We start from the raw sequence: 16,151 nt of genomic DNA, 5'->3' as shown, positions 1-16,151 counted from the left end.
ACGAGGCCGGAGGACGGGCACCGTGCGAGACCTCGGAGCGAGCCCGGAAAACGCGATATAGCTTGATTCGCGCGCGACCGGAACCTATGGTGTCCACAACGCGATATATCGCGAAATCGTCGAAGCACGAAGGAGCAGCCATGGCGATCGAACAGTGGCTCGTGGACGGGCCCAAGACCATCGACCTCGAGACCGTCCGACGGGTCCGCGTCGACCTCGCGGGCGGCACCGTGAACATCATCGGCCACGACGACCCGACGGCCCGCGTCGAGGTCACATCCGTGAGCGGCCGCGACCTGAAGGTGGCGATCGACGGCGACACGCTCGTGATCGACCACCCGCAGTTGTCGCTCACCGACATCACCATCAGCGCGCAGACGCTGTGGAACAAGCCCTCGGCCGACATCAGCGTGCTCGTCCCGACGCGCGTCGACGTCGCGGTCCGCGCCATCACGGCCGAGGTGCTCGTGGTCGGTGTCGACGGCGACATCGACGTCAGGACGGTCGGTGGCGAGCAGTTCCTCGATCGCACGACGGGGCGCGTCTCGCTCGCCTCGGTCGGCGGCGAGCTGAGCGTCCGCGATCACCGGGGGGCGGTCACGACGAAGACCGCGTCGGGCGACGTCACCGTGTCCGGCGCGCTCACCTCGTTCTCCGGCAACACCGTCACGGGGTCGACGCTCGTCGACGTCACCTCCGGGCTCCCCGACCGCATCCGCAACGCGTCGGTCAGCGGCCCCGTCACGCTCCGGCTCCCGGCCGACGCGCAGCCGAGCTACCGCGTGTCGTCCGTGACGGCACTCACCCAGCTCGACGACCTCGTCGTCCAGCCGCTGCGGGGCTCCACCTACGTCACCCCGCCCGAGCAGTACGAGCGCAACATGACCGACGTGCACCTCAACACCGTCGGTGGCCAGATCACGGTGCTCCGCTCCGGCCGCACGTCGGATGTCGCCACCGCCGACCGTCCCACCTCACCGCCCGTCGCCGCCCGATCGGCGCCGCCGCGCGACGTCCCCGACGAGTTCCACGTGCGCCTCGACAAGCGCGTGGCCGACGCGAGCGAATCGCTCGGTGTCGGCGCCGACGACGCTGCCGACCCCGACTCGAGCGAGCGGCCCGACACCGACGGGAGCAACGCATGACCCCGCCCGTGTTCGCCCACGGCCACCTGCGCCTGTACCTGCTGAGCCTGCTCGACGAGCAGCCGCGTCACGGGTACGAACTCATCCAGGCCCTCTCGGACCGCTTCGGCGGGACGTACGCCCCGAGCGCCGGCACGATCTACCCGCGTCTCGCCAAGCTCGAGGCCGAAGGGCTCGTGACGAAAGAGTCCGACGGTCGGAAGACCATCTACCGCATCACCCCCGCGGGGCACCAGGAGGTGGTCGACCGGGCCGACGAACTCGACGCGATCGAGCGGGACGTCGACTCCTCCGTGCAGCGGCTCGCCGCGCAGGTCCGGGAGGGACTCTCGAACGCACGCAATCAGATGCGCGCCGAGTTCGACCAGTTCGCCCGCGACGCGCGGGAGGCCGCCGGGCCCGCCGCCGGTCGAGCGAGCGAGTACGGCCAGCGCGCCACGGACGGGGTCCGAGCCGGGTGGGCGGCTGCGACCGGCGCCCACCGAGGGGGCTTCGACTTCTTCGGCTCGGCGAGTGCCGGGTTCCGCGCCGCGACCGGCCAGGAACAGGAGAGCGAGACGCCGAGCGCCGACACGACGGCCGGTGCCGGTCAGCCCCGGCCCGAGCCCGGCCCCTCCCCCGAGCCCCCGCAGGGCACGGCGGACGAGAAGCCGACACCCGGCGCCGACGCGACGATCGCGCAACGCGTCGATCTCGTCATGGGCACCTTCCGGCAGGACATCCGACAGGAGATCCGCTCGGCCGAGCGGAAGGGCACGCTCTCGCCCGACATCGTGACCCTCGTCGACGTCGAACTCGACCGCGTGCGACAGCTCGTGCGCCACGCGCTCTCGATGCGCGACTGAGCCGGCGAACGCCCGACGGAGCGGCCCGCACACCTTCGGATGTGCGGGCCGCTCCGTCTCCCTCGTGGCGTACGTCTCGCCGCTCCCGAATCCCTGAGCGTGCGCGTGACGCTCACCACGGCCGACCACGGAGGTCGATGTCCCCCTCGGGCCACTCGGCGAGCGGCGAGCGCGCGGCGGCGATGAGCACGGGCGGACCGGCCGGCCGCTCCGTCGCCGAACCGTCGAGGCGCGAGAGCCCCCGTTCGGCGACGCGGATGCGCGTCCAACCGGCACGGAGGTAGAACGGCACGACCGCCTCGCGGCAGCCGAGCAGCCCGAAGTCGGCCGGTGCCGTCGTCCGCATCGCCTCCTGCGCGACGTGGACGAGGCGTGTCGCGAGCCCGACGCCGCGGCTCGTGGGGTCGACGAGCACACCACCCGTCCCGGCGACGAGCACGTCGCGATCACCGACGCCGACGAGGCGTCGCTGCGTCCCGACGTGCCCGACGATGCGTCCCTCGGTCACGGCGATGACGTGCAGTTCGGCGGGCGCGTAGCCGTACGGCTGGTCCGGGTCCCACGCGCCGTACTCGTCGAGGTACTCGGCGTCGAAGAGCGCCCGCAGGCCCGCCGTCCGCGACGGCGTGAGGGCGTCGTGTCCGACGAGGACGATCCTGGTCGCCACGGAGCGCGCCGCTCAGCCGGCCGCGCCGCGATCGGCGACCTCGCGCACGGCGGCCAGTTCCTCTGCGCCGATCACGGGGTGGCGCGATCCGGGCAGCGCGTCGGGCACCTGCCCACCGTGCAGCGCGACGAGCGGCAGCAGCCCCTCCTGCAGGTGCCAGGCGACGACGGCTTGCTCGCGCGTCACCGCGTGCGCGGCGGCGATCCCGTCGAAGATCCGCGTGGCGAGCTCCCCGAGTCCCCGGGGCCCGCCGAGCGCGTCCCGCGCCTCGACGACGATCTCGAGCGCCTCGTACCCCGCGCGCTCCGCCGTGCGCGGATGCTCGGGTGAGACGGCGAGACGATTGACGGTCGGCACGACGCCGAACGCGTCGATGAGCGTGTTGACGAGCTCGGGTGCCGCGTCCGCGAGGCCGATCGAGTCGATGATCCCCTCCGAGCGCGCCTCGATGAGCGCGCGCCACGAGCCGAGCGGTTCCGAGCCGGACACGCCCGCGCACGGCAGGAGGTAGAGCTCGATCTGGCCCGTGTCGAGCCGTTCGAGGGAGTCGTCGATCGCGGCGCGCGCCGCGTCGTAGTCCGTCGCGCCCGCGGGCAACTGGGCCGTGAGGGCGAGTTCGCGCCGCCGGACGACACCGTCGGCGAGGAGCCGCGCGACGGCGGAGGCGACGGCGATCTCCGCGGCCGGATCACCGGCCGAGTCGAGAAGACGGTACCCGGCGCGCACCGCCGCGACGATCTCGTCCGCGCTCGCGCCGCGTTCGGGGTCGCCGGCCGTGATCCCCACGGCGGGCAGGTGCATGCCGTCCTCGAGTCGGACGGTCCGGGTCGTCAACGGGTCCATTCGCTCACGCTAACGAGCGCGCCCGAATTCACCCCGAGAGGTTCACCCGACACGAGCCACGCCCGAGCCGGGTCGGGCGTACGATCTGGGGCGTGAACGACGAGCGAGGCGCCGGGCGAACGGCCGCGGCATCGAGGCCCCCGGCGTTCGCGCCGGTCATGCTCCTCGCGGTGTTCGCGGGCGGCGTCGTGGGCACGCTCGCACGCGTCGGCATCGGTGATCTGTTCCAGCTCGGTGCCGATCCCGCCCTTCGCGAGATCGGCGATGCGGCCGGGCACTTCACGGACCCCGCGCTGCAGGCGACGCTCGTCGCGAACCTGCTCGGGTCCCTCGTTCTCGGGCTCGTGAACGGCGCCCACTTCCCCGGTCGGCTCGCGTGGCTGCAGGCCGCCGTCGGGCCGGGGTTCTGCGGCGCGTTCACGACCTTCTCGTACGTCGCACTCGCACTCGCCGCATCCGGTCTCGCGACCGCCTGGGGGTGGGGGCTGCTCGTCATCGGCTTGATCGGCGGCCTCCTGCTCGCCTGGATCGGCATGGTCATCGGCTCCGCGATCGCCCCGGGCGCGGCCTCGCGCGGCGTCACCGATCCGGAGAGCGAGGAGGACTCCTGATGAGCCCCGTGATCGTCGTCCTCGTGGGCATCGTGGGCGGGCTCGGCGCCCTCCTCCGGTACGTGCTGCACAACGCCGGCCCGTCGACGAAGGGGCTGCTCGCCCCCGTGTGGCGCATCCTCATGATCAACGTCGTCGCGTCCTTCATCGCGGGCGTCGCGTTCGTCGCACTGCCCGCGGAGTGGCAGCCGGTCGCGATCGCCGGATTCTGTGGCGGTCTGAGCACCTGGAGCACGTTCATGACCGATACCGTGCGGGCGGTCGGCGAGAAGCGCCTCGGCCGCGCGATCGGGACGGTCGCGGGGCACCTCGGGTACGGCGTGATCGCCGCGTTCGCGGGGCTGTTCGTCGGCGGCGTCCTCATCGGCTGACCCGCCTCCCGGGACGCGCGGCGCACACCTCAGCGCGAACGCCGTCCGGGTTCGACCGGCGGATCCGCGCGCTGTTCGACGAGCTCGAGCGCGCGGTCGAGTGCGATCGCGGGTGGGAGCGACGGTTCGACCCCGGCGAAGCCGATGCGGGGATCGGAGCGACTCCAACCGTCGCGTTCGACGACGCCCCGGTGCACGTCGCGCAGCCGGAGCGGCGCGAGGTGGCGGAGTGCGCGCCGGCGGCCGGTCGCGAGGAGGACCGTGTCGAAGGGCCGGACGAGACCGTCCGCGAACCGAGCCCCCGACGGCTCGAGGCGTCGGAGCAGGTGGGCGGTGTCCGTCGCGTCGCCACCGACGATCGACCGCTCGGCCGGGACGCGCTCGAGCCCGGCGCGGAACGGCTCGGCCCCCACCGCCGAGAGCGACGCCGCGAGCGCGTCGGCCTCGTCCCCGGCGCCGACGAGGAGGACGCGGCGGCCGGCGAACGGGGCGACCGAGTCGAGGTGCGCGCTGTGTTCGAGGACACCGGCGAATCCCGACGCCCCGGCGATGGCGGGAACGAACGGCGTCGAGCGGTGCCCCGTCGCCGACACGACCGCTCGAGCGAGCACCGTGCGCGATCGACCGGCCACGTCGACGGTCACCGCGAGTTCGGGGGCCCGCTGGCGGCGCTCCACGCGCAACGCGCGGGCCCGCCGCGTGACGCCGAGGTCGAACGCGTCCTCGTAGCGTGCGAACTCGTCGCGCCGGACCTCTCGCACGGATCGGTCGGTCGCCTCGTCCCACCGCCCGAGGCCGAGTTCCGTGAGACCGGGCGGGGCGACGAGTGCGGCGACGTCACGGAGGCGGAGCTCGCGCCAGGACGCGCCCCACGAACCACCCGGTCGCGCGCTCGCGTCGAACACGACGAAGTCGTCGAGTGCCCGCTTGCCGAAGGCCCCGAGCGCATAGGCGACGGTCAGGCCGGTCCGCCCACCACCGATGACGACCACGTCGAACACGTCGGGCACCGGGCGCCTCCGGTGGCGCGCGGTCGAGGCCGCAGTGGCCGTGCGCGCCCTCTCCGACCCTGCTCGCGGGACAGCCTATGTCGCCACGCCCGGATCGTTCGCAGTGTCCGTCGTGATAGGCTCGCCAGCAGATTTCCGATCGTAGAAGGCGACTGGGTGCACTGGCGTGCCCCCAGCTTGAGAGCATGAGGGGGTTACGCGCATGGGGCGTGGCCGTCAGAAGGCGAAGCACACCAAAGTGGCTCGCGAACTCAAGTACTCCGTTCACGAGACGAACTACAGCGAACTCGAACGGGAGCTGTCGGGCTCCCGCCAGCCGAACGACGACGAGCTGTCGAAGTGGTCCGAGTACTACGACGACGCCGACGCGCAGGGTGACGACGTCGAGGGCGACTTCCAGCAGCGACGCGCCTAGTCCTCGGTGGACGGGTTCCAATCGCCGCCGATCGGTTCGGCGATCCTCGTCGCGATCCTCCTGATCGTCGGGAACGCGATCGTGATCCTCACGGTGCGCCTGTGCGCCTCAGGGCGCATCCTGCCCGGCGGGCTCGCGGGCATCCGCACGGCGGCGACCCGCTCGTCGGACGCCGCGTGGATCGCAGGGCACCGTGCCGCGCGGCCCGTCGCCGACATCGGTCAGGGCCTCGGTGCCGTCGCCGGTGCGGTGACGCTCGTCGTCTCCGGGACGGTCGTGCCGTATCTCGTGACGCTCGGCATCACGATCGTGCTGACGCTCGGCAGCGTCGTCACGGGCGCGATCGTCGCCGACCGCGCGGCACGCCGCGAACTCGCCCGCTGAGGGGCGAGCCGCTCAGGCCTCGACGAGCGTCTCGAACTGCGCGCGCTCGATGAGGGCCTGGAACTGGAGTTCCGCGGCGCCGATGAGCAGCAGGTCGCTTCCGAGCTCGGCGCGCACGACCTCCACCTCCTCGTAGTTCGGCTCGAGCGTGTGGGCCCGGAGGAGCTCGAGGAAGTGCTCCCGCTCGAGATCGAAGATCGTCGAGAGGAAGCCACCGAGGACGACGCGCTCGGGGTTCAGGATGTTGACCATGTTGCGGACACCGACGCTCAGGACCGCGAGTTGCCGCAGCACCTCGGCCCGCACCGCGGGATCGTCGCTCGTGCGCAGGCGCTGCTCGAACTCTTGCCTGCTCGCACCGCGGAGGCCGAGCACGTCGAGCAGTCGCCGTCGGCTCACGACGACCTCGAGTTCGTCGTCGCCGCCCTCGCCGTACCGGGACGGCGTCGCGACGAGGTTGTGCCCGAACTCACCGGCGTACCCGGCGACCCCCTCGAGCAGCCGGTCGCCCGCGATGATGCCGCCACCGATACCGCTCGCGCCGCCGTTCATGTAGAGCATGTTCTCGATGCCCCGCCCGGCCCCGAAGAGGTGTTCCGCGAGCGCACCGAGATTCGCGTCGTTCGCGGCGAGCACGGGCAATCCCGTCACCTCGGCGACCTGCTCGGCGAACGGCACCTCGCGCCAGCCGAGGTGCGGCACCCAGCGAACGAAGCCGTCGGACTTGCGGACGAGGCCCGGTACGGCGATGCCGATACCGACACAGCGGTAGAGGGTCTCGAACGTGTCCCGCATGCCCTCCACGAGCGCCGCGACGATCTTCACGGCCTCCTTGGCCGTCGGTGGCGTGTCGGTCTCGAAGCGGATCCGTCGGACGAGTTCGCCCGTGAAGCTCACGATGCCGACCTCGACCGCATCGGTCTCGGGGACGACGGCCAGCGCGACGATGCTGCGGCTCGGGCCCACCACGGGACTCGGTCGACCGACGAGGTTCGTCGCGAGCGGGTCGCCCTCCTCGACGAGCCCCCGAGCGACGAGTTCACCGACGAGCGCCGAGATCGTCGAGCGGTTGAGGCCCGTCGCGCGCGTGAGTTCCGCGCGCGATGCGCGCCCCTCACGATGCAGGCGTTCGAGGAGAAACGAGAGGTTCGAGTGCGCCACGCGGGTGCTCGCCACGGCGATCCCCCTCCTCGCCGCACGTCGTGTCGTGCGGCGTCCAGCCCGCGGCCGTCCTCGTGGGACGGCCGCGGGTCAACGGTCGATGTGCTCCGGGGTCCGGCCGATCAGCGTCGGCCGCGCCGCTTCCCGACGACGTCGATCGCGACGGCGAGCAGCAGCACGAGACCCTTGATGACCTGCTGCCACGCCGAGTCCACCGACAGGATCGAGAGCCCCATGTTGAGGACACCCATGATCATGGCGCCGACGACGGCCCCGACAACGGTACCGATTCCGCCGGTCACCGCCGCGCCGCCGATGAAGGCCGCGGCGATCGCGTCGAGCTCGTACATGTTGCCCGCGGAGGCGACCGCGCCGCCGGCCCGAGCGGTCGTGACGATGCCGGCGAGTGCCGCGAGCACCCCCATGTTCACGAAGATGAGGAAGTTGACGCGCTGCACGGGCACGCCGCTCATCTCGGCCGCGAAGCGGTTGCCGCCGATCGCGTACACGTGGCGGCCGAAGACGGTCTTCTTGAGCACGAACGTGAACAGCATGATGAGCACGGCGAGGATGATGAGGATGATCGGCAGCCCCGAGTTGGCCGACAGGATCCACGCGAACCCGAGCACGCCGACGGCGAGGATCACGAGCTTCGCGATCATCGACCCCCTCGGCTCGACGGGGAGCCCGAGCGTCTGACGGCGCTTCCGGGTGCGGATCGTCGATCCGATCGTCGCACCCACCACGACGAGTGCGACGAGCAGCGTGATCGGGTCGTGTCCGCCGAGCACCGTCCCGAACCACTGCGGCAGCGCCCCCTTGCCGATCGCGACGAACTCGCCCGGCAGGGCGTTGATCGTTCCGCCCGTGAGGAGCACGAGGGTGAGACCGCGGAACAGGAGCATGCCCGCGAGCGTGACGATGAACGCGGGTATCCCGACGTACGCGATCCAGAATCCCTGCCAGATGCCGATGACGGCGCCCGCGAGGAGCCCGATGAAGACGGCCGCCCACCACGGGAGCCCCCAGTGCACGATCGCGATCGCCGTCAGCGCGCCGACGACGGCGACGACGGAACCGACCGACAGGTCGATGTGTCCCGCGATGATGACGATGATCATGCCCACCGCGAGGATGAGCACGTACGCGTTCTGCTGGATGAGGTTGTTGATGTTCGCGGGCAGCAGCAGCTTGCCGTCCGTGAGGATCTGGAACAGAACGACAATGAGGACGAGCGCGCCGAAGATGCCGTACTGGCGCACGTCGACGGCGAGCCGCAGTCGTCGCTTCGGGGCACCCGATGGCGGCGTCCCGCCGTCCTTCTCGATGGTCGCCGGCGTCGTGGTGGTCATGATTCGTCCTTCCCCATCGTCATGAGACGCATGAGCACTTCCTGGTTCGCGTCCTCGCGGGCGACCTCACCCGTGAGACGCCCCTCCGAGAGGGTGTAGATGCGGTCGGCGAGGCCGAGCAGCTCCGGCATCTCGGACGAGATGACGATGACCGCCTTGCCCTGCGCGACGAGTTCGTTGATGAGCCCGTAGATCTCGAACTTCGCGCCGACGTCGATCCCGCGCGTCGGCTCGTCGAGGATGAGCACGTCGGGGCCGGTCTGCAGCCATTTGCTGAGCACGACCTTCTGTTGGTTGCCGCCGGAGAGCTTGCCCGTGAGCGTCGCGACGCTCGGCGTCTTGATGTTCATCGACGTGCGGTAGCCCTCGGCGACCTGGTTCTCGCGCAGACCGTCGATGATGCCGAGGCGCGCGAGCCGGCGCGCCGCGGCGGCCGAGATGTTGACCTGGATGTCGCCGATGAGGTTGAGGCCGAAGTGCTTGCGGTCCTCGGTCGTGTACGCGAGGCCGTTCGCGATCGCCTCCGTGATGGTGCGCGTCGAGATGCGCTCGCCGTCCTTGTACACCTCGCCGCGGATGCCGGTGCCGTAGCTGTGCCCGAAGATGCTCATCGCGAGCTCGGTCCGGCCGGCACCCATGAGGCCCGCGAACCCGACGATCTCGCCGGCTCGGACCTCGAACGTGACGTCGTCGACGACGAGCCGGTCCGGATCGACGGGGTGGTGCACCGTCCAGTTCTCGACGCGCAGCTTCACGTCGCCGATGTCGGGGGTGCGGTCGGGGAACATGGCGCTCAGCTCGCGGCCGACCATGGCGCGGATGATGCGTCCCTCGCCCACCTCGCCGTCCGCGAGGTCGAGCGTCTCGATCGTCGAGCCGTCCCGGATGACGGTCACGCGATCCGCGATGCGACGGATCTCCTTGAGCTTGTGGGAGATGATGATGCAGGTGATGCCCTGCTCGCGCAGTTGCTCGATGAGGCCGAGGAGGTGCGCCGAGTCCTCGTCGTTGAGCGCCGCGGTCGGCTCGTCGAGGATGAGCAGCTTCACGTCCTTCGAGAGCGCCTTCGCGATCTCGACGAGCTGCTGCTTGCCGACCCCGATGTGCTGGATGATCGTCGCCGGGTTCTCGCTGAGCCCGACGCGCGCGAGCAGTTCGGCCGCGCGCCGGTTCGTCTCGTCCCAGTCGATGACCCCGAAGCGCTGCACCTCGTTGCCGAGGAAGATGTTCTCGGCGATCGAGAGGTATGGGCTGAGCGCGAGCTCCTGGTGGATGATGACGATGCCGTCGGCCTCGCTGTCGTTGATCGTGCGGTAGCGGACCTCGTGTCCGTCGAACTCGATCGTGCCCTCGTAGCTCCCGTAGGGGTACACGCCCGAGAGCACCTTCATGAGCGTCGATTTTCCGGCGCCGTTCTCGCCGCAGATGCCGTGCACCTCGCCGCGGCGGACCTCGATGTTCACGCCGTCCAGTGCGCGGACGCCGCTGAACTCCTTGACGATGTCGCGCATCGTCAGGATGGTGTCGTTCACGTTGTCGTTCCCGTTCCTCAGTTCGTTCCTGTGCCGGTGTGTGGCGGGACGTCGAGCGTCACGGCGTCCCGCCGCACGGCCGAGGGCCCGGTCCGCGTCGCTGCGACGCGACCCGGGCCCTCGGTCGGTTCGGATCAGAGACCGACGTCGCTCGCCTTGAGGAAGCCGGAGTCGATGAGCTTCTCCTGGACGGTGTCCTTCACGACGACCTCGGGCGGGAGGAGGTAGGAGGGCACGACCTTCACGCCGTTGTCGTAGCTCTCGGTGTCGTTCACCTCGACCTGGGCGCCGCTCTTGAGCGCCTCGATCATGTTGAACACCTGCTGGCCGAGGAGTCGCGTGTCCTTCCACACCGTCATGGACTGCTTGCCCGCGAGGATGTTGATGACGCTCGCCTTGTCGGCGTCCTGGCCCGTCAGGAGCGGGTAGTCGGGACCGGGGGTGTAGCCGCTCGAGGCGAGCGCCTCGGCGATGCCCTGCGCGAGGCTGTCGTTCGGGGAGAGGACGACGTCGACCTTCTTGTCGGTGTAGAACGTCGCGAGGCGGTTCTCCATCTCGGACTGGGCGCCGGAGGACTCCCAGTCCTGGATGCCGATGGACGCCCAGTCGTCGTTGCTCTTGGGGGCCTTGCCGGATGCGACGACGAGCTTGCCCTCGTCGACGTAGGGCTTCAGGACGTCCCACGCGCCGGAGAAGAAGAACTTCGCGTTGTTGTCGTCGGGGCTCCCGGCGAACGGCTCGAGGTAGAACGGGCCGGCCTGGTTCTCGAGGTCGAGCTGGTCGACGATGTACTCGCCCTGCAGCGTGCCGACCTTCTGGTTGTCGAACGTCGCGTAGTAGTCGACGTTCGGGGTGTCGTTGATGAGGCGGTCGTAGGCGATGACCGTGATGCCCTTGTCCTTCGCGTCCTGCAGGACGGGCGCGAGCACCGAACCGTCGATCGCCGCGACGACGAGCACCTGGCTGCCGCCCGCGATGAGGTTCTGGATCTGGCTGATCTGCGTGTCGGGGTCGTTCTCGGCGTACTGCAGCTCGGCCGTGTAGCCGGCGTCCTGCAGCAGCTTCTGGAGCTGGGCGCCGTCGTTGATCCAGCGCTCCAGCTCGCGGGTGGGCATGGAGATGCCCACGTTCGTGATGTCCTGAGCTTCGCCCGCTCCACCGGTGTTCGGTTCGGTCGGCGCATCGCAGGCCGTGAGTCCGAGCGCCAGGCCAGCGACGACGCCGAGCCCGAGCAGCTTCTTCATTAGCGACATGAACGTCATTTCCTCTCTGAAATGTTCGCCTCAAAGATCCCGGGGCGCGGACTCGGCCGGCTCGATCAGGGTCCCTAAGTTGCGTTGCCAAACATATACCGTCCCGGGGCCGCCGTGTCCAGCGCGACCGTTTCGTTATCAAACGACGCCGGACACCACCGTGGGTCGGATGGCGCGACCCACACGCGCGGAAGCACGCCCGGCCGGGACGGGTGGTGCTCCGGGCCCCCTTTGTTGCATAGTTGGACTTATCAGTGTTGATGCGTGATCGGAGCACCATGGCCATCGAGCCCACCCCCGCCGACAAGTTCTCGTTCGGTCTCTGGACCGTCGGCTACAACGGCACAGACCCCTTCGGCGGCCCCACCCGGGCGCCCCTCGACGTCACCCACGTCGTCGAGAAACTCGCGGAACTCGGCGCCTACGGCCTGACGTTCCACGACGACGACCTCTTCGCCTTCGGTTCGGACGACGCGACGCGCGAGGCGCAGATCGTGAAGCTGCGCGACGCGCTGGCCGCGACGGGCCTCGTCGTGCCGATGGTGACGACGAACCTCTTCTCGGCCCCCGTCTTCAAGGACGGCGGCTTCACCTCGAACGACCGCGCGGTGCGCCGCTTCGCGCTGCGCAAGGTGCTGCGCAACATCGACCTCGCCGCCGAGCTCGGCGCGACGACGTTCGTCATGTGGGGTGGCCGCGAGGGCGCCGAGTACGACTCGGCGAAGGACATCCGCCAGGCGCTCGAGCGCTACCGCGAGGCCGTGAACCTGCTCGGCGACTACGTCGTCGACAAGGGGTACGACATCCGCTTCGCGATCGAGCCGAAGCCGAACGAACCGCGCGGTGACATCCTCCTGCCGACGGCGGGGCACGCGCTCGCGTTCATCGAGACGCTCGAGCGCCCCGAGCTCGTGGGCATCAACCCCGAGGTCGGCCACGAGCAGATGGCGGGCCTCAACTTCGCCGCGGGCATCGCGCAGGCGCTCTACCAGGGCAAGCTCTTCCACATCGACCTCAACGGGCAGCGCGGGATCAAGTACGACCAGGACCTCGTGTTCGGGCACGGTGATCTCTACAACGCGTTCGCGCTCGTCGACCTGCTCGAGAACGGCGGCCCGCAGGGCGGCCCCACGTACGACGGCCCGCGACACTTCGACTACAAGCCGAGCCGCACGGAGTCGGAGGACGGCGTGTGGGCGTCGGCCGCGGCGAACATGCGCAACTACCTGTTGCTGAAGGAGCGGGCGGCCGCGTTCCGCGCCGACCCCGAGGTGCAGGAGGCCCTCGAGGCGGCGCGCGTGAACGAGCTCGCGCAGCCCACCCTCGGTGAGGGCGAGGGGTACGAGGGCATCCTCGCCGACCGTTCGGCGTTCGAGGACTTCGACGCCGACGCCTACTTCGACGGCAACGGCTTCGGCTTCGTCCGCCTGCAGCAGCTCGCGACCGAGCACCTGCTCGGCGCCCGCTGACCGCTCGGACCGCCATGCTCGTCGCAGGTTTCGATTCGTCGACCCAGAGCTGCAAGCTCGTGGTGCGTGACGCGGAGACGGGCGCCCTCGTGCGCTCGGGTCGCGCCACGCACCCCGAGGGCACCGAGGTGCCGCCCGAGGCGTGGTGGCGGGCGCTCGCCGCGGCGGTCGCGGACGCGGGCGGCCTCGACGACGTCGCCGCGGTGTCGATCGCGGGCCAGCAGCACGGGCTCGTCGCGCTCGACGCCGAGGGGCGCGTCATCCGCGACGCGCTCCTCTGGAACGACACGCGCTCGGCCGGCGCGGCGCGCGACCTGATCGCGGAGTTCGGTGCTGCGTATCTCGCGGCGCGCGTGGGCGCCGTGCCGGTCGCGTCGTTCACGTCGACGAAGCTGCGCTGGTTGCGTGACCACGAACCCGAGTCGGCCGCGCGCGTCGCCGCGGTCGCGCTGCCGCACGATTGGCTGACCTGGCGCCTGCTGGGCTACGGGCCGGCCGACGAGAGTCCGCTCGGCCCCGACCTCGTGGCGCTCACGACCGATCGGTCCGATGCCTCGGGGACGGGCTACTGGTCGCCGCGGACGGGCGACTGGGATCGCGAGCTGCTCGTCGCCGCGCTCGGCCACGAGGTCGTGTTGCCGCACGTCCTGCAGCCGAACGAACGCGCGGGCGAGACCGTCGAGGGCGTGCTGCCCGGTGTGCCGCGCGGCGTCATCGTCGGCGCGGGCGCGGGCGACAACGCCGGTGCGGCGCTGGGGCTCGATGCGCGCGAGGGCGATGTCGTCGTGTCGATCGGCACGTCGGGCACGGTCTTCTCGATCGCCGCGGCGCCCACGGCGGACGCGACGGGTCTCGTCGCGGGCTTCGCCGACGCGACGGGGGCGTTCCTCCCCCTCTCGGCGACGCTCAACGCGGCCCGCGTGCTCGACGCGACCGCGGCCCTGCTGGGCGTCGACCACGACGCGTTCGGCGCGCTCGTCGCCGAGGGCGCGGCGGTACCGCACGAGGGCGAGCGGGGCGGCGGGCTCGTGCTCGTCCCGTACTTCGACGGGGAGCGGACGCCGGACCTGCCTGAGGCGACGGGCGTGCTCGCGGGCATCACGCGCGCGACGCTCACTCGTGCCGGGCTCGCTCGGGCGAGCGTCGAGGGCGTGCTGTGCAATCTCGCGGAGGCGCTCGATGCGCACCGCGCGCTCGGCGTGACCGTGCGGCGCGTGCTGCTCATCGGCGGGGCCGCGGTCTCGCCCGGCGTGCAGGCGGTCGTGCCGCACGTGTTCGACGTGCCCGTCGACGTGCCCGCACCGGGCGAGTACGTCGCCGACGGTGCGGCGCGGCAGGCCGTGTGGACGCTCACGCGCGTGCGGCCCGACTGGCCCGTCGAGACGGTCGCGCACCTCGACCCGGCGGACGATCACGGTCTGCGCGAACGGTACCGAGCCGAGGCGGCACGCATCGCGGCCCGCTGACGCGGTCCCGTCCGACGCCCGGTTCCCCGCCGGCGGCGCTCAGCGGCCGGGTGCCCCGCGGACGGAGCGGTCGGTCGCGGTGAGCGCCGCGCACGCGGCCGCGAGTGCGCACACGAGGAGCGCCCAGCCGAGCGCGGCGGTCGGTGACGCCGCGCCCGCCAGCAGGATGCCGGTCGTGAGTGCGACGAAGAACGTCGCCGACAATCGCTGGGTCAGCTGGAGGAACGAGGCGGCGACGCCGTTGAACCCGGGCGGCGCGTGTCCGAGCGTCACGGCGCGCAGCGCGGGCTCGACGATGCCGCTCGCCATACCGGCGGGGATCTGCACGAGGCAGACGGTGACGAACAGCGCGACGCCGTCGACGAGGAACGTCGCGAGCCACATCGTCGCGATGCACGTCGCGTGCACGGCCAGACCGATCGGCACGACGATCGGGCCGGAACGCGCGAAGAGCCGCGCGCCCTGCTGCGAGGCGACGATGCGGCCCGCGGCGGCCGGGACGAGGGCGAGCGCCACGGTGAGCGCACCGATCCCGTGCGAGTCGAGAAAGTGGACGGCGGTGACGGTCCCGGTCGCGAGGACGCTCCCGAACCAGAGGAGCGCCGCGACGTTGCCGAGCACGAATCCGCGCGAGCGGATGAGCGCTGGCGCGAACAGCGCGAGCCTGCCGCGCGCGGTCGTCGCGCGCTCCCACACGACGAGCGCGACGAGGAGCAGAACACTCGCGACGACGATCGCGACGGCCCCGGCGGGCGGGATACCGGGATCGATGACGGGGATCGTGACGACCACGACGAGGGCGCCGAGCAGGGCGATGCCGGGCAGGTCGAGCGAGACGCGGGCGCGGCGGCCGCCGTCGCGCGGCAGGCCGCGCAGGGCGAGGACGATCGTGACGACCGCGAAGGGTGCGGGGGCGAGCAGCACGAGGCGCCACGCGAGCGCGGGATCGAGGAGCGCGAACAGGCCACCCGCGAGCAGCGGGCCGACGATCCCGGCGGCCGCCCCGGCCGAAGTGTAGGCGGCGAGGGCGCGCAGGCGGTCCTGCCCCGTGAAGACGTCCTGCATGACGCCGAGTACCTGGGCGCTGATGACGCCCGCCCCGAAGCCCTGCAGCAGGCGGCCACCGACGAGGACGGCACCGTCGAACGCGAGCCCCGAGACGATCGCGCCCGTGACGAAGACGAGCAGACCGATCGTGAAGAGCGTGCGGCGACCGTAGGCGTCCCCGAGCCGGCCGGCGGGCGCGAGGCCGAGCCCGAACGTGAGCGAGAACGAGGCGAGGAACCACTGCACCTGCCCCGTGTCGAGGCCGAGGGAATCGCGCACGGCGGGCGCCGTGAACGCGATGACCGAGGCGTCGAGGAGGGTCGCGAAGCCGGCGCCGAGACAGGCGAGGAGCGCGGCACGGCTCGGGTGCACGTGGTGGTCCTCTCCGTCGCCGGCGACCCGCCGGCAACGGCTCCCAGCGTGCTCCTCGGTGCGACGCGGCACCGGCGGCGGGGCCGCGCGGCGTCACGCACGGTCTCGGGGTGAAACCTGGACGACGTCGGAGCTCGGCATCCGGCACACGCAGCCGACGGCCGGGATGTCCGGGGGTGGTGATGAAGTAGCACCATGAACGCGAACG

Annotated in this window: 16 protein-coding genes; 8 read left to right on the top strand and 8 right to left on the bottom strand. The window is 71.3% G+C overall.

What is annotated here, in order from left to right; all coding sequences use genetic code 11:
- Positions 1–140: 140 nt before the first annotated feature.
- Positions 141–1,145, top strand: a complete 1,005-nt coding sequence (locus tag HNR16_RS16800; RefSeq protein WP_158038986.1) for a DUF4097 family beta strand repeat-containing protein — start codon at positions 141–143, stop codon at positions 1,143–1,145.
- The gene (locus tag HNR16_RS19080; RefSeq protein ID WP_179558321.1) at positions 1,142–1,990 is read left to right on the top strand and encodes a PadR family transcriptional regulator; all 849 of its coding nucleotides are present in this window, start codon (positions 1,142–1,144) and stop codon (positions 1,988–1,990) included. Before HNR16_RS16800 ends, HNR16_RS19080 begins: the two co-directional genes overlap by 4 nt.
- Before the next feature lie 112 nt (positions 1,991–2,102).
- Here the strand turns inward: HNR16_RS19080 and HNR16_RS16790 are convergent, their stop codons facing one another.
- Positions 2,103–2,657: a GNAT family N-acetyltransferase gene (locus tag HNR16_RS16790; protein ID WP_158038985.1), complete on the bottom strand. Its 555-nt coding sequence runs from the start codon at positions 2,655–2,657 to the stop codon at positions 2,103–2,105.
- Between the two features lie 12 nt (positions 2,658–2,669).
- Positions 2,670–3,500, bottom strand: coding sequence for an aldo/keto reductase (locus HNR16_RS16785; protein ID WP_158038984.1), 831 nt, complete (start codon positions 3,498–3,500; stop codon positions 2,670–2,672).
- Between the two features lie 92 nt (positions 3,501–3,592).
- On the opposite strand from HNR16_RS16785, the gene HNR16_RS16780 reads away from it, so the two are divergent.
- Positions 3,593–4,111 (top strand): CrcB family protein, encoded by a 519-nt coding sequence (locus HNR16_RS16780; RefSeq protein WP_218868476.1) that lies wholly within the window; start codon positions 3,593–3,595, stop codon positions 4,109–4,111.
- Complete coding sequence (locus HNR16_RS16775) at positions 4,111–4,482, top strand: fluoride efflux transporter FluC (protein WP_158038983.1); 372 nt, start codon at positions 4,111–4,113, stop codon at positions 4,480–4,482. Before HNR16_RS16780 ends, HNR16_RS16775 begins: the two co-directional genes overlap by 1 nt.
- A gap of 29 nt (positions 4,483–4,511) precedes the next feature.
- On the opposite strand, the gene HNR16_RS16770 is transcribed toward HNR16_RS16775, so the two are convergent.
- Complete coding sequence (locus HNR16_RS16770; protein ID WP_158038982.1) at positions 4,512–5,492, bottom strand: NAD(P)/FAD-dependent oxidoreductase; 981 nt, start codon at positions 5,490–5,492, stop codon at positions 4,512–4,514.
- 202 nt (positions 5,493–5,694) lie between these two features.
- Between HNR16_RS16770 and HNR16_RS16765 the strand changes: the two genes are divergently transcribed.
- Positions 5,695–5,907: a DUF3073 domain-containing protein gene (locus tag HNR16_RS16765; protein ID WP_158038981.1), complete on the top strand. Its 213-nt coding sequence runs from the start codon at positions 5,695–5,697 to the stop codon at positions 5,905–5,907.
- Between the two features lie 6 nt (positions 5,908–5,913).
- The gene (locus HNR16_RS16760) at positions 5,914–6,291 is read left to right on the top strand and encodes an SdpI family protein (RefSeq protein WP_158038980.1); all 378 of its coding nucleotides are present in this window, start codon (positions 5,914–5,916) and stop codon (positions 6,289–6,291) included.
- Between the two features lie 12 nt (positions 6,292–6,303).
- Here the strand turns inward: HNR16_RS16760 and HNR16_RS16755 are convergent, their stop codons facing one another.
- The 4 genes from HNR16_RS16755 to chvE all read right to left on the bottom strand — a co-directional run bounded on the left by HNR16_RS16755 (position 6,304) and on the right by chvE (position 11,589).
- Positions 6,304–7,467 carry an ROK family transcriptional regulator gene (locus HNR16_RS16755; RefSeq protein WP_225737712.1) on the bottom strand — a complete coding sequence of 388 codons (1,164 nt, stop codon included), beginning with the start codon at positions 7,465–7,467 and terminating at the stop codon, positions 6,304–6,306.
- Positions 7,468–7,574: 107 nt separating this feature from the next.
- Positions 7,575–8,804: a multiple monosaccharide ABC transporter permease gene (mmsB, locus tag HNR16_RS16750; protein ID WP_158038978.1), complete on the bottom strand. Its 1,230-nt coding sequence runs from the start codon at positions 8,802–8,804 to the stop codon at positions 7,575–7,577.
- Entirely contained in the window at positions 8,801–10,336 is a 1,536-nt protein-coding gene (mmsA, locus tag HNR16_RS16745; protein WP_179558320.1) for a multiple monosaccharide ABC transporter ATP-binding protein, read from the bottom strand. Before mmsA ends, mmsB begins: the two co-directional genes overlap by 4 nt.
- Before the next feature lie 134 nt (positions 10,337–10,470).
- A complete protein-coding gene (gene chvE, locus HNR16_RS16740; RefSeq protein WP_158038977.1) occupies positions 10,471–11,589 on the bottom strand; it encodes a multiple monosaccharide ABC transporter substrate-binding protein in 1,119 nt (372 codons plus the stop codon).
- A gap of 278 nt (positions 11,590–11,867) precedes the next feature.
- Between chvE and xylA the strand changes: the two genes are divergently transcribed.
- A complete protein-coding gene (gene xylA, locus HNR16_RS16735; RefSeq protein WP_158038976.1) occupies positions 11,868–13,058 on the top strand; it encodes a xylose isomerase in 1,191 nt (396 codons plus the stop codon).
- 14 nt (positions 13,059–13,072) lie between these two features.
- Positions 13,073–14,524 (top strand): FGGY family carbohydrate kinase, encoded by a 1,452-nt coding sequence (locus HNR16_RS16730; RefSeq protein WP_158038975.1) that lies wholly within the window; start codon positions 13,073–13,075, stop codon positions 14,522–14,524.
- A 39-nt stretch (positions 14,525–14,563) separates the two neighbouring features.
- Here the strand turns inward: HNR16_RS16730 and HNR16_RS16725 are convergent, their stop codons facing one another.
- Entirely contained in the window at positions 14,564–15,943 is a 1,380-nt protein-coding gene (locus HNR16_RS16725) for an MFS transporter (protein WP_179558319.1), read from the bottom strand.
- Positions 15,944–16,151 lie beyond the last annotated feature (208 nt).

The sequence above is a fragment of the Pseudoclavibacter chungangensis genome (genome assembly GCF_013410545.1).
GTDB lineage: Bacteria > Actinomycetota > Actinomycetes > Actinomycetales > Microbacteriaceae > Pseudoclavibacter > Pseudoclavibacter chungangensis.
This window is presented reverse-complemented; position numbering and strand designations above follow the sequence as displayed.

Coding starts and splice junctions, on each gene's coding strand:
- HNR16_RS16765 (WP_158038981.1), top strand. CDS start 5,695: ATGGGGCGTGGCCGTCAGAAGGCGAAGCACACCAAAGTGGCTCGCGAA.
- HNR16_RS16730 (WP_158038975.1), top strand. CDS start 13,073: ATGCTCGTCGCAGGTTTCGATTCGTCGACCCAGAGCTGCAAGCTCGTG.
- HNR16_RS16775 (WP_158038983.1), top strand. CDS start 4,111: ATGAGCCCCGTGATCGTCGTCCTCGTGGGCATCGTGGGCGGGCTCGGC.
- HNR16_RS16800 (WP_158038986.1), top strand. CDS start 141: ATGGCGATCGAACAGTGGCTCGTGGACGGGCCCAAGACCATCGACCTC.
- chvE (WP_158038977.1), bottom strand. CDS start 11,589: ATGTCGCTAATGAAGAAGCTGCTCGGGCTCGGCGTCGTCGCTGGCCTG.
- mmsB (WP_158038978.1), bottom strand. CDS start 8,804: ATGACCACCACGACGCCGGCGACCATCGAGAAGGACGGCGGGACGCCG.
- xylA (WP_158038976.1), top strand. CDS start 11,868: ATGGCCATCGAGCCCACCCCCGCCGACAAGTTCTCGTTCGGTCTCTGG.
- HNR16_RS19080 (WP_179558321.1), top strand. CDS start 1,142: ATGACCCCGCCCGTGTTCGCCCACGGCCACCTGCGCCTGTACCTGCTG.
- HNR16_RS16785 (WP_158038984.1), bottom strand. CDS start 3,500: ATGGACCCGTTGACGACCCGGACCGTCCGACTCGAGGACGGCATGCAC.